The organism is Variovorax sp. 3319, from assembly GCF_031456585.1.
Lineage (GTDB): Bacteria > Pseudomonadota > Gammaproteobacteria > Burkholderiales > Burkholderiaceae_C > Variovorax > Variovorax paradoxus_P.
The window spans coordinates 25738-37768 of record NZ_JAVDUZ010000019.1; the positions used below are offsets into that span (position 1 = coordinate 25738).

Here is a 12031-nt window from a genome sequence, read left to right on the forward strand (position 1 = left end):
CGGCCGTCGGATCGGTCTTGATGGGCCCCGGGGAGCACGGTTGGGTCCTGTCGCAGGGTGGTGCTCGCCCGTCAGACGACCTCCGGCCCGCCCGGCAGCACCCGCTCATAGCGCTTCATCTTCTTGGGCTCGATACCCAGCCATCGGGCCACCTGGTCGGGCGACGTTCCTCGGCGCAGCTGCCTGAGTGCAAACGTATGCCGCAGCCGGAATGATCCGCCCTCGCGCGAGTCGACGCCGGCGTCCTCGAGCACGCGGATGGCGCATGCGTACTGCGATGCCCTTTGCCATTGCTTGCCACTGCGCGTGGAGGGAAAAAGATAGGGCCCTGCGATGCCCGCCTCCGCGCGCACGGTCAGCCAGTACCGCAGCAGCTCGGCAGCCCAGGGCGCCAGGGGAGTCTCCCGCGCCGGGCTGTCGCCATACGCAGGGACTTGGATTTTCCAGGGCCGATCAAGGATGCGGCCACCGTGCGCAACAGGGGAGGTCAATGTCAGGACGCGCACGTCTCCAGGCGTGAGTCCGGCGCCGAGCTGCAAACCGATCGACGCCCGGTTGCGCACATCTTGCCAGGTCATGGAGGCGCCTGCAGCCCGCGAACTTCCGGGCCGAGGCCGGGCCGCGGAGACAAAGGCGATGAGCTGCTTGGCCTCGAGGACTGGCAGGTATTCGGGCAGCGGGTCGGCGTTCGGCGAGTCGGCGAACCGCACCTGCGGATTGCCCCTGATCCAGTCCGCGGCGGCATTGCTGGTCGGGGACTCGTCTTGCGCTGCGTGATGGCGCAGCACGCGTTCGATCAGCCGCATCAGCCGCAGCGCATAACGCGGTGACAGCGAGAGGTCGGACGCCTTCCTGCCGAATCGCGCCGCCTGGAATGCCTGCAGGTCTGCCGGCCTGAGGGAGGACAGGCTCACGGCGGGGGACTGCGCCAGGCACCAGGCCGAGAACGCGTTCCACATGTCTTGGTAGACCTCCATCGAACGCTCCTGGCGCAGCAAACCGCCGTCACGCTGGGATGCCAGCCAGGCGTCAAACGCCTGCTCGAAGACCAGCGCATGCGCCTCGGGCTTGAACTCGTCGAAGAGGGAAAGCGACCTGTGGGGATGAACCATAAAAATAGACTAACGGGAAATGATTGATTTTGCAAGACGCTGGATCGGCGTCGAAGCGCATAAGGGTGTCGGCGCTCAATGGAGACGGCTGTGACCAGTCGCATCCCGTTAGTCTATTTGCAGACAGACGTTCGCCCGGGTCGCCGGTGCTCCTGTCGTGCCGTTGAACCCAGGGAAGGATGACTGCCTTTCGCTCGAACGAGCGATGGTCACGCCATGCCATGCCATGCCATGCCATGCAAGCAGCCAACCCTGCAGCTGAACGGCCGGATTCGCAGGGGTGCTCCTGTGACGGCTCAGCCGCAGGACGCCGCACGCCGTCCTGCGTGGCCTCATGCCGGAAAGCCGGAACGTGCGCCGCTGGCGGTGAGTTTGAATGCCCCCCACTCTCGCGCGCTGTCAGGCCGCAGTCGGGCGGTGGTGGCGTCGCATGGCGCCGGCAGCGTCTTTGAGCGGCCAGCGCCCTGGAACAGCGCGTCGGCCATCTTCGGTGGCGGCCATGTCCATGCCACTCGTGGTCGCAGCAGCGATCGGTGCGGTGAGCCTGGGCGCCTGATTGCCGCGGCCTCGCCACCTTCGTTCGCTCAGGGTCCCGTGGGCGTCTTGCGGTCACGCCGGCTGCGCTTGGGCAGCAGCATCCCGACCTGGTCGCGGTAGACGAGATAGCGCTGGCCGAACTGCGCGACCAGGTCGCGCTCCTCGAACCAGATGCCGATCAGGATGTAGCCCGTGCAGGCCGCCGCGAAGAGCAGGTGGCCCGCCGTCATGGTGGGCGTGGCCCAGAAGGCCAGCACGAATCCCAGGTAGATCGGATGGCGCACGTGGCGGTAGAACAGCGGCGTGTGGAAGGCCGGCGCCGGCAGTTCCTGGCCGCGCAGGTTGGCCCACACCTGGCGCAGGCCGAACAGTTCGAAGTGGTTGATCAGGAAGGTGCTGACGAGCAGCACGCCCCAACCCAGCCAGAAGACGCCGAGCAGCGCCCAGCGCGCAACCGGGTCATGGACCGACCAGACGACGGGTTCGGCCATGGGGCGCCATTGCCACAGCAGCAGCGCCAGTGCCGCGCTCGCCGCCAGCACGAAGGTGCTGCGCTCCACCGCCTCGGGTACCAGCCGCGTCCACCAGCGCTTGAAGCCGCGCCGGGCCATCACGCTGTGTTGCACCGCGAAGAGGCCCAGCAGCAAGAGGTTGACGACGAGCGCCTCGGCCAGTGGCACGGGGCTGCCGCTGTCGATGGTCTTGGGCAGCAGCGGCAGGTTGCCGACGAAGCCGATGGCGTAGACGAAGGTGGCGAGAAAGAAGAGGTAGACCACCAGCCCATAGAGTGCAGCGACGAAAGCCATGAACGTACTCCTTGTGCGGGGAAGCTCGAGAAGCGGCCACGCCTTCACCCCCGCAGCGGGCAGGCCGAGGTCATCCGCCCGGGCCTCCGGGGGCCCGGGTGTGGTAGCGGCAGGGTCGGGGGGCGCCCGAGTGCGGGGGCCCGGAGCTACGGCACTTCGCAGCCCGAGGGCCGGGGCGGCGGGCGGCAGGTGCCGTCGGGCGCGCCGATGGACGCAGGCGGTTTCATCGTGACCCTCCGCGGTTGTCCAGCACCTGCGCAATGCGCCGCGCCGCGCGTGCGGCGCCATCGGTTTCGACCGGACGGTAGCGCACCGGTTCATGCATGGTGCCCAGGGCTCGCAACGCGAGGGCGTCCGGGTCCAAGGTCGCCGCATAGTCTACCGAGCGGTCCGCGGCGTAGTTGGCCAGGCGCTGGCGCACATGTACGCACTGCTCGAAGTGCCGCTGCAGCGGGAAGCTCAGGAAAGGCCGCCGCGTGGCCACCAGTTCCATCGTGGTCGACAGGCCGCCCTGCACCAGGGCGAGGTCGCAGCAGGCGAGATGCTCGAAGAGGTTGTGCACGTAGGGCCGCAGTTCAAGCCCGGGTTGCGGTGCGAATGCGTCGGCGGACAGGCGCGGGCCGGTGACCAGGATCAGCCGCAGCTGCGGCAACTCGCGCTTCATGCGCGGGAACGCCGCCGCGATGCGCTTGAGCAGATGAATGCCGGTGGCAGTACCGCCGACCGCGGCGATCGCGATCTTCTCGTCGCTGCGGTAGCCCAGCCGTGCGCGCAGGCGTTCGGTATCCGCCAGCGCGGACGGGTCGAAGGGCAGGCAGTAGCCGCAGTAGCAGAAGTTGCGGTCCGTCCAGTCGCGGATGCCCGGCAAGCCGGGACCGAAGGTCTGTTCGGTCACGTCCTCGCGGTTGCCCACGAAGATCGCCGCGTCGCGCAGGTAGGGGTAGCGCGCCACGTGCTCCAGCTCGTCGGCGTTGCGATCAGCGCACAAGGCCACCTCGCGCGCGTTGCCTTCCTCCATCGGCAGACAGCCGACGAAGTCGGTGAGAAACACGTAGGGTTGGCGCTTGAGTTCCGGGTTCTCGTGGTAGTGGTAGTCCACCTCCCAGGCTTCGTCGCCGACCACGATGTCGTAGTGCTCGGCTTCGACGAGGTCGACGAAGGTCATGAAGTTGCGGCTCATGACCTCGTCCATCGTGCGCAGCGCGAAGAAGGCCGACAGGTCATGCTCGCCTGCCAGCGCCTCGAAGTGGCGGCTCTCGTTCGCCAGTCGCCGGGTGATCGGGTGCAGCCGTTCGCCTTCGCGCTCGAGGTAGGCCGCGGCAGGGTCGGTGGTGAACCATTCGATCGCCAGATCCGGCTGAAGCTTGCGCAGCTCGCGCGCGATGGCCAGGTCGCGCTGCACATGGCCCAGGCCGATGGGGCTCGAGATGAACAGCGCGCGGCGCGGGCGGCTCATGGCGCGCGTCCACGTCCGCTCGCGCGGCAAGGCGCCGATGAATTCGCGCAGCGTGCGGTTGAACAGCACCGGGTCGCGTGCCGCCGTGACGTGGCCGCCGGCGGCGACAGTCAGCATCTTCGAGCCCTCGACCAGCGCGTGGATCTCGCATCCCCTGGCGTAGCCGACGCGCCGGTCCTCGTCCCCGTGGATCACCAGTGTCGGGCAGGCCACCTGCCGCGCCAGCGCGCGCACGTCGTTGCCAAGCCAAGCGCGGCGGCACCAGCCCAGCCAGTCTGCGCGGGTGGCCCAGGCGTAGTGCGCGCCGTCTTCGTACGGCTTGGTCGAATGGGGTTCGCTGAAGATGGTGGCCATGAACCAGTCGACATAGCCGGGCCAGTCGCTGCGCAGCAGCGCGTCCTCCATCTCCAGGCGGCGCGCAAGTTCGGGGTCGCCCGCCAGCGATTCGGCAAAGCCTCCGGCGGTGACCAGGTGCGTGATGCGCTGCGGATGCTCGGCCGCCAGCCGCAGCACCGTGAGCGCGGCGGCCGAAATGCCGACCAGCGCGACGCGCTGCACACCGACCGCGTCCAGCACCGCGACGAAGTCGCCGTAGAAATGGTCGAAGCTATAGCCATCCTGCTGCGCAGGGCGGCCCGAGCGTCCGTTGCCGCGTCCGTCCGTCGTGATGATGCGGAAGTGCTCCGACAGGTAGGGCACCACACCCTTGAGCATTTGACTGTGCACGATCTGGAAAGGCGGCGCGAAGGCGATCCAGGGGCCGCTGTTGCCCCAGGTCGCATACCAGATCGGCACACCATCGCGATCGATGAAGCCCTGCTGCACCGGCTCGACGGTCTCGTAGGGCGATGCGTGCCCCGCCGGCACGGCGCCAGGCGCGGGCAGCGGGCCGGCGTTGCGCGCCAGGCGCTCGGGCAGGGGGCGATCCGGCTTGCTCATCGCCGGCTCCGCACGCGGGACGGGGGCTGCGCCTTGGCGACGGCTCGCGCATCGAGCGACTCCAGCAACCACTGCACGGCATCGAGCGCCGCGCGGTGCTGGGCCTGCTCTTCCTTCACGCCGAGCAGATCGGCGAACTCCATGCCGAGCCAGAACTCCGAGATCCAGCATGCGATGACCTCGGCCGTGAACGGCGCCGGCAGCGAGCCGCCGTCAGCCTCCAGCGCCTCCACTGCTTCGCGCACCGCGCCCAGCACCAGCTTCTTCCAGGCCAGCAGGCGCGGCAGGAACTTCTCTCGCAGTTCCAGGTTGGAGAGGCTCGCCGCCCACAGCTCGGCCTGCAGGCGCACGAAACCCGATCTGAGGTCTTCCTCGTAGAAGCGCCGTGCACTGGCCCACTTTTGCGCAAAGCCTCCCGCGGAGGCGTACATCGACGCCTGGCGCGCCAGCAGCCGCTGGTTGACCGCGTCGAGCACCTCGATCACCAGCTGGTCCTTGCTGCGGAAGTGGTAGTTGATCAGCGCGTGGTTGACGCCGGCGTCGCGGGCGATTTCTCGCACGCTCAGCGCGGCGTAGCCTTCGGCCACCAGGCGCCGGAAAGCGGCATCCAGGATGCGTTCACGCGTCTGGGTCGCATCACCGTCGTGCAGCTGTGAGGCTGCGGATCGGCGCCGACGGACCTCGGGCTCAGCACTCATGTTTCACCACCTGGTTTAAACGAGTGTTCAAATCCTAGAAGCTCCAGCACCCCTTGTCAATCGCGCATTTCTTCGCTGCCCTGCAGGTACTTCCGGATGCAACATCGAGGCGGGCCTGTGCGCCGTGCAATCTCGCGCAACGGGTGCAGGGCACCTGGCGCAGCGCCGTGTCGAGATCCATCGTCACGGCCGAGGCGATGTCCGCTTCCAGCTTGCACGGGTAGGCAGCGCGGATCGAGCCGAGTGCGCGTGTACTCGAGAGGTCGGTGAGGATTCCGCTGATCGACGTGGTGCTTTGCCTTGCATTTCGCAACGCGCGGTCGTTGGGCTTGCCGCCGACCCCATGGCTCAGAAGATGCACACAGGCGCTGAGCGCGCCGAACGGGCCTGCGCTCGAGACCGCGCATCGCCAGAAAGGTGTTGCTCGAGTTGGCCCTGTGTTCCGAATCGAGCGCATCGCGTCTGCAAGGCTTGCGTCAATGCCTGCATTGAACCGGATCGCTTCCTCAAGGACGGACCGACATCGTCTCTGCCGAGGAATCATGGCGCGCGCGAATGCCCACTCGACGAGGATCAGCTCGACGTTGTTGCTGATGAATCCGCTCGGGCGCGTCGCAGGGCTATGCGCTTTGCAGGAGAAGGTGGGCGCTGCACGGTTTGCCGCTTGTGCTTCGGAACGAAATAAAAGTTCCTTCGCCGGCCCGAATGCCTCACCATGTGAAGCGAGAGCGGCTCCGAAGCGAGTTCCGGCAGCTCGCGATCGTCAAAAGGTGGCAACGATGACAACCCGGACGGGCCTAGGGGTGGCGGAAATTGGCATCGCGCCAGTGCGCAACCAGTGGCAGACGCGAATGCTCTCGGGTCCCACGTACGCCGACGGCATGAGCTACTCCGCCGACATTTATTGGGGAGCAGCTTTTCTGTGCCGACTGGTCGACGCAGGTCCGACCCGGACCGTCGACCAGGCGCATGCCGCGCTTGGCGCGCGGGCAGTGATCTGGATCGCGAGTTACGAAAGCAGGCCAGGCAGAGTGCCGCTCCCGTGGATCGCGAGTGACGACGAGCCCTGGTACTCGTCGTCCGGCCCGGGGCTGCCGTGAGACTTCGTCTGAAGGGCATCGATCATGTGCGCAGGGTACGTGGTCCATCGCACGCTCGTGGCCCCGCCATCACGACTCGCGCGCAGAGGACCCGTTGCCCTTCATGTCCGCGGGCAGCGCGCCCTGCAGGCAGTGCTCGGTCACGCCGATGGGATTCGACTTGCTGTTCAATGCGAGCGCCACTTCCGTATCGTCCGTCTCGGCGTACAGGATGATCCCGACGGTCGGTGCGCCGTCGAGTCCGATCGCCACCGGCGCCTTGAGGACGCGGTGAAGGAAGTCGAGTGCGTCCCAGGACGCGGGGGCGGCGTCCTGACCTACAGAATCGGCGGCCTGCGCGGACCATCTTCCAAGGCAACACCGAGGAACCCTGATGAAACAACCTGCGCAACCTGACCCGTCTTCGACGCCAAACTCGGGGGGGCGGGCCACCTCAACCCACGACAAGCCTCAGCTTTCGCCCGTGAACATCGAACAGAACCGCCAGGTCGGTATCGACTCGCCAGCCAAGGGAAGCCGAATGGGACGTGAGGCCAACAAGCCGTCGGGCGATCCCGGCGAGCGAGGCAAGGAGGCGGACGCCCCGGCTGCGCCCCATTCGACATCGCGCTGAGTCCAGCTTCGACGTGGCCTCTTCCTGCAGACGTGGCGCAGCGTCGGCAAGGTCAGTCGCCAACGCATGGCGGCGGCGGCTATCGGTTTGCCTCGCGTCCGCCGCATACGGGGCACTCCGCTCGCCGTGCTTTCGCAAAGTCCCTCCACCCGGGCCTGCGACAGGCTCGGGGCGGCGGCGCGGGGAGCAAGCAGACGGCCGACGCGGTCTCGCCGATGGTTCCCGCGTGGCAACGTGAGGGCAGCGGTCGTCTTCTTGAAGTGCGGCCCGGATGCGCGGCTCCATTTCCTTGCGCATGCTGCCTGCCGTCGCAGTGGACCTGCTCGCCGAATGACCTTCCGAGACCGCGTTGCGCGCGGCGAGGCGGCGTTCGCGATCTCGCGAAGCCCGCTCCGACTTGTTGTCAAGAGGGCCCTGCATCGGCCCTGATCTGAAAGGCATGCGATGAATGACATCCTCCATCTTTTCGCGCGCGAGTATCCGGTGTGGCACATGGTCCTGCGCGGGACCGTTGTCTACTGGTTCCTGCTGTTGGTGTTTCGTTTCATTCTTCGGCGCGACATCGGCTCAATGGGCGTCGCCGACCTGCTGTTCGTCGTGCTGGTCGCGGATGCCTCGAGCAACGCCATGCAGGGCGAGTACAAGTCCATCAACGATGGCCTGGTGCTGCTGTCGACCTTGATCTTCTGGAACTTCGCGCTCGACTGGCTGAGCTACCGGTTCGAGCCCGTCTCTCGCTTGCTGGAGCCTGTGCCTGAGGTCTTGATTCGCCATGGCCGAGTGAACAGGCGCGCCCTGCGGCGCGAGATGATCTCCACAGACGAACTGCTCAGCAAGCTGCGGGAGCAAGGCGTCGAATCGATCGATGCGGTGAGGATTGCCAGGCTGGAGGCCGACGGGCAGCTCAGCGTCTTCAAAAGAGACGGCGGTGAAACCAAGCCGCCGGCCGATCCAGGCGATGCAGCCCGCCCCTAGGTTTGCGCCGGCCGGCTCCGCATGCGCGAAAGCGTGTGTCTCTCGGGACAAGCGAACGCCGCGTGGCGATGCGCATTCCTTCGGTGCAGCCAGGAGGGACGCCTGAACGCCAGAGGCGAGATCTGCGCCGCGAGCTTGGAGGGCAGCGGTCCGAGACCTGATGCCGATCAACGAGCGCTGCAACAGCCGCCTTCACTTCGCGCATTGCAAGCAGCGCTCGCTGCGCATTTCCTTTTCGGCTCGGACCAGCGATGACACATCAGCGTTTGATGGCATCGCGCCTCGAATCTCTAGTGCGCGGGATGCTTCACAAGCCGGCATTTCCCAAGGTCGCTGGAGCACGCACTCCTTTGCCGGTTCGCCACCCAATCATCGCCAGCGCTGATGCACTCCGGTGCGCGGCATCCGGAAGGGCGGGCGAAGGGTGAGCGCGACGAGCGGACGCCGCGTCCCATGCGAGCAAATCGACGGCTGACGCGCTGAAACGTCGATCAAGGCAATGCCACGCGGAGGCCGTACTGAATCCACGACTGTCCTGACCGAGACCGCATCAGTCCAGCGTGTCGAAGAGACGGAAAATCCACGATAGCTGGTAGACCAGCATGGCGCAGACAAACAATCTGTGGAAGTGCCGGTTGACCGTGGCTGCCGCGACCACGCAGAGCACCACAAGAACGGGGGTGCGGATCAGGTATTCCGGTGCAAAGCGCGCGAAGTGCGCCTCTCCCTTGATCAGGGTGTCGACCACATCCAGCACAAAGGTCGCGGCGAGCAGGCCGAAGAACCATGCGCGGCGGGCATAGAAATAGTCTTCATAACTCTCATAGTCCCGCATGCTGTCGGGAAAGAGCAAGGCGCACAGCAGGAACAGCACAACGGCATAGCTGACAATGAACGCATAGGTCCCGAAAGTCCAGGTCTGGATCTGGAAGAGGCCGAACTCCCACCACCAGAAATGCACCAGCGCCAACAGCACGGAACCGACCCAGGCGAGGTGGACGGCGTACAGCCGGAAGTGGGTCGGGTGCTGCACGATGCGTGCGACCCCCGACAGCAGACGGGTCAGGCCGAGACCGATGACCATGCCCATGACCACGCGTATGTGCGGGAAGATGTCATGTGCGGAGAGAACTTGTTGTTGCATCAGGGGCGGTAATTCTGATCAATTCTGCTGGTCGTCACCGAAGAACTCTGGGTTCCTGGCGCGCTGCTCATGGTCCATGCCCCACTGTAGCGTCTCGACCATCCAAAGTGCGGCATACCCGCTTTGCGACCGGTCTCTCGATCGCGCGGAGAAAGCCGCCATCTGCGTCGGTGGCGGCCCAATCTGGCTGAAGATGTGAGGCCATTGCCTTTGCAGCCACCGCGACGGCGGCGCGAGGCCTACACTGCCTGCATGACCACCACCGTTGTTTGCATTCACGTTGCTTTGGCTGCGCTGCTTCTCGCGGCAACCTACGCGCGCGCCGCCGCAAAGAATGTGCACCCTCAGCTGGCGCCCGTACACTCCTAAGTCCGGCGGGCAGCTCTTTTTCGCTTGGGGCGCCCCGTCGCCCTCCACGCGCCGGCCTCGCGCAGCAGCGGCGGCCATCCCACCGCGCGGTGCTCGCAGTCGATGACGTGTGCGTCAAGTGCACGCAAAGATCCACAGCAAGCGCCTGCCAACCGGTTTCGACTTCTCCCCCCGGGATGTCTTTGGGCTCCGCGACGCGAACGAGGAGGGCCTCGTGCTGCAGGCGCATCAGGAACGAGAGCGGCATCGGACCATGCGGCGGTCCCGCGCTCGGGTTGTTCGGGCCGGGCACAGTCTGAATGGTTGCGCCGGCTGCAGGATTCAATGTCAGGGCGCGGCTTCTTTGTAAGGGACCTGGCCGGGCAATGCGCCGTGCCTGCAGCTTTGCTGCAGGCACGGCCTGCCAACGACGGATGGGTGTGCAGCGCGACAGTCGCGGCCGCCGGCGCATGCACCGTTGCCGGTCTGGCCCGGCAGCAGCAAAAGGTCATCGCGGTGAAGCCAGACTTGGCGCCGTGCCGCACCTCACCGAGCGCTGGCAGAGGCTTCCCTGCTAAGGATCCAGGGGGGCGAACACGGTGGTGCCCGTATGCGGCCGCGACAGGTACTCGTCGATCCAATGCCGTGCCTTGACGGCCAGCAGGCGGCGTGCCTCATCCTCCGATTGCACGCCAGCGACGACAAGGCGGCAGACATTTTTACGCGCGCATTGGATGTCGGCGAAGTAGAAGGCGCTGTCTCCATGGCCTTCCAGACCCACGGCCATGGTCCAGTCCGCAGGCGCGAGCGGCCCCCCGACCTTTTCGTCCGGCGGATAGAGATTCATTGCTGTCCTCGCTCGCATGTCGTTTTATCCGGTGAGCGCATGCCGCCACCGGTGGACCCATTGTTACGCACATCAGGGCAGCTCCGCATCCGGGGGCGCCTCAATGGTCAACAGAGGCATCTCGTCGTCCTTGCCGGTGTCAGCACCTTTGCCGACAGGAAGTGAGCGCCGAACGATCTAGGGTTGTCCGCATCGAACCACGTCCCCGAGGCGGCTGCTGGCGGCGCCGGCCGCCTTCTCTTCACCAAAAAATTGCAATGGGCAAAGGCATCTATGAGCGCAGCATCCGCCACAGGAGCGACTTCGCGAAAGCGACTTCGCCCACATCGGTCAAGGAACAGATGACGAAGTGGGATGCCGATATTGCGCTGGCGATGGAATCGCTCGAAGCTGCCGCACAGGGCATCGCCTTGAGCATTGCCGAATTTGCGGAATCGTCGAGCCCCGGAGCGACGGCGCTGAGGCTGCCCGCTGTTTCGTGGCGCAACCGCAGTTTCCCGAAAGAGTTCGGATTGGCCGCGGACATCGACCGTGTGGTTTATCGCCTGAAGTTGCTGCAGGCCGCAGTGGACAAGGCAACCCGTCGCCAGCGCCGGCGCCCTGTGGCGACGGCCCGCAAACCGACCGCCTAGGCGCAGGAGTTCTGCCAAACAACAAAGCCACCAGGCTTTGGGCACTGCAGGCCTTGAAGGGTCTTCTCGACAGGGAGTGTCCGGTGCGCACTCGCATGCGCCGCCGCCGAGGAAACGCTGCCGGTCCTGTTGGGACCGGTGACGTGATCTTTGTGGAAGGCGCCTGCGTGCGCAAGCGCGGTGGGGTAGCCAGGCGCGCTCTTCCGTAGGGAAAAAAGATGCTGGAAATGCAACAGGGCGACCGTCCCGAGTGGATCGTTGGCATTTGCTTCAGATGGCCAGATCGGCTGACACCCGGGCGCTGCTGTCGGGTCCAGCGTGCCGTCATGCCCAAGGGGGACCGCTGGTCAGCACATGCGCCTCGACGAGCGCCTGCTCGACCTCGCGGAGCCGGGAGCGGTCTGAGGTGGGCCGCAGTGGGATCGACCAGTTGCGGGATCGCGGAATCCGCGGTAGCTATCCCGGTGGGCCGAACGTCGTCTACAGTGCCTTCCATCTGCGGATACACCGCGGCGTCGATCTCACGCAGCAGCCACTGCAAGCGCAAGGCCGCACTCGCCGGGGTTTTCAAAGAATCCGCGGCCGTACCTCATGTATGTCGACCCACTCGGAATGGGCGCTGTTCAACTCTCCACGGACATCGGGGTTCCTCGGTAACTGGCATGTTCGATCAACGTGGGCAGTTCAGTGGGCGGCACCGGCGGGCTGAACAGGTAGCCCTGCATTTCGTCGCAGCCATGGGCGCGCAGGAATTCCAGCTGTTCCTCGGTTTCGACGCCTTCGGCGATGACCTTGAGATTGAGCTCATGCCCCAGTGAAATGAT

Annotated in this window: 11 protein-coding genes; 3 read left to right on the forward strand and 8 right to left on the reverse strand. The window is 66.0% G+C overall.

Annotation, left to right across the window (positions count from 1 at the left end):
- Positions 1 to 71: 71 nt before the first annotated feature.
- The 4 genes from J2X67_RS26695 to J2X67_RS26710 form a co-directional block, all read right to left on the reverse strand.
- Positions 72 to 1112 (reverse strand): tyrosine-type recombinase/integrase, encoded by a 1041-nt coding sequence (locus tag J2X67_RS26695; protein ID WP_309957979.1) that lies wholly within the window; start codon positions 1110 to 1112, stop codon positions 72 to 74.
- Between the two features lie 584 nt (positions 1113 to 1696).
- Positions 1697 to 2455 (reverse strand): methanethiol S-methyltransferase, encoded by a 759-nt coding sequence (gene mddA, locus J2X67_RS26700; protein WP_309957980.1) that lies wholly within the window; start codon positions 2453 to 2455, stop codon positions 1697 to 1699.
- Positions 2456 to 2678: 223 nt separating this feature from the next.
- The gene (locus J2X67_RS26705; protein ID WP_309957981.1) at positions 2679 to 4850 is read right to left on the reverse strand and encodes an alpha/beta fold hydrolase; all 2172 of its coding nucleotides are present in this window, start codon (positions 4848 to 4850) and stop codon (positions 2679 to 2681) included.
- Positions 4847 to 5548, reverse strand: coding sequence for a helix-turn-helix domain-containing protein (locus tag J2X67_RS26710; protein ID WP_309957983.1), 702 nt, complete (start codon positions 5546 to 5548; stop codon positions 4847 to 4849). Before J2X67_RS26710 ends, J2X67_RS26705 begins: the two co-directional genes overlap by 4 nt.
- A gap of 779 nt (positions 5549 to 6327) precedes the next feature.
- Between J2X67_RS26710 and J2X67_RS26715 the strand changes: the two genes are divergently transcribed.
- Positions 6328 to 6648, forward strand: coding sequence for a hypothetical protein (locus J2X67_RS26715; protein WP_309957984.1), 321 nt, complete (start codon positions 6328 to 6330; stop codon positions 6646 to 6648).
- 69 nt (positions 6649 to 6717) lie between these two features.
- Here J2X67_RS26715 and J2X67_RS26720 read toward each other — a convergent pair whose 3' ends face one another.
- On the reverse strand, positions 6718 to 6900 hold the full coding sequence (locus tag J2X67_RS26720) for a hypothetical protein (protein ID WP_309957986.1): 183 nt from the start codon (positions 6898 to 6900) through the stop codon (positions 6718 to 6720).
- Between the two features lie 805 nt (positions 6901 to 7705).
- Between J2X67_RS26720 and J2X67_RS26725 the strand changes: the two genes are divergently transcribed.
- Positions 7706 to 8236 carry a YetF domain-containing protein gene (locus J2X67_RS26725; protein ID WP_309957988.1) on the forward strand — a complete coding sequence of 177 codons (531 nt, stop codon included), beginning with the start codon at positions 7706 to 7708 and terminating at the stop codon, positions 8234 to 8236.
- Between the two features lie 550 nt (positions 8237 to 8786).
- On the opposite strand, the gene J2X67_RS26730 is transcribed toward J2X67_RS26725, so the two are convergent.
- Complete coding sequence (locus tag J2X67_RS26730) at positions 8787 to 9380, reverse strand: hypothetical protein (RefSeq protein WP_309957990.1); 594 nt, start codon at positions 9378 to 9380, stop codon at positions 8787 to 8789.
- Positions 9381 to 10302: 922 nt separating this feature from the next.
- Positions 10303 to 10575 (reverse strand): hypothetical protein, encoded by a 273-nt coding sequence (locus J2X67_RS26735; RefSeq protein ID WP_309957991.1) that lies wholly within the window; start codon positions 10573 to 10575, stop codon positions 10303 to 10305.
- 161 nt (positions 10576 to 10736) lie between these two features.
- Between J2X67_RS26735 and J2X67_RS26740 the strand changes: the two genes are divergently transcribed.
- Positions 10737 to 11207, forward strand: coding sequence for a hypothetical protein (locus J2X67_RS26740; protein WP_309957992.1), 471 nt, complete (start codon positions 10737 to 10739; stop codon positions 11205 to 11207).
- Between the two features lie 623 nt (positions 11208 to 11830).
- On the opposite strand, the gene J2X67_RS26745 is transcribed toward J2X67_RS26740, so the two are convergent.
- On the reverse strand, positions 11831 to 12031 hold a 201-nt coding region (locus tag J2X67_RS26745), incomplete at its 5' end, for an EAL domain-containing protein (RefSeq protein ID WP_309957995.1).

Coding starts and splice junctions, on each gene's coding strand:
- J2X67_RS26695 (WP_309957979.1), bottom strand. CDS start 1,112: ATGGTTCATCCCCACAGGTCGCTTTCCCTCTTCGACGAGTTCAAGCCC.
- J2X67_RS26725 (WP_309957988.1), top strand. CDS start 7,706: ATGAATGACATCCTCCATCTTTTCGCGCGCGAGTATCCGGTGTGGCAC.
- J2X67_RS26735 (WP_309957991.1), bottom strand. CDS start 10,575: ATGAATCTCTATCCGCCGGACGAAAAGGTCGGGGGGCCGCTCGCGCCT.
- J2X67_RS26710 (WP_309957983.1), bottom strand. CDS start 5,548: ATGAGTGCTGAGCCCGAGGTCCGTCGGCGCCGATCCGCAGCCTCACAG.
- mddA (WP_309957980.1), bottom strand. CDS start 2,455: ATGGCTTTCGTCGCTGCACTCTATGGGCTGGTGGTCTACCTCTTCTTT.
- J2X67_RS26715 (WP_309957984.1), top strand. CDS start 6,328: ATGACAACCCGGACGGGCCTAGGGGTGGCGGAAATTGGCATCGCGCCA.
- J2X67_RS26730 (WP_309957990.1), bottom strand. CDS start 9,380: ATGCAACAACAAGTTCTCTCCGCACATGACATCTTCCCGCACATACGC.
- J2X67_RS26705 (WP_309957981.1), bottom strand. CDS start 4,850: ATGAGCAAGCCGGATCGCCCCCTGCCCGAGCGCCTGGCGCGCAACGCC.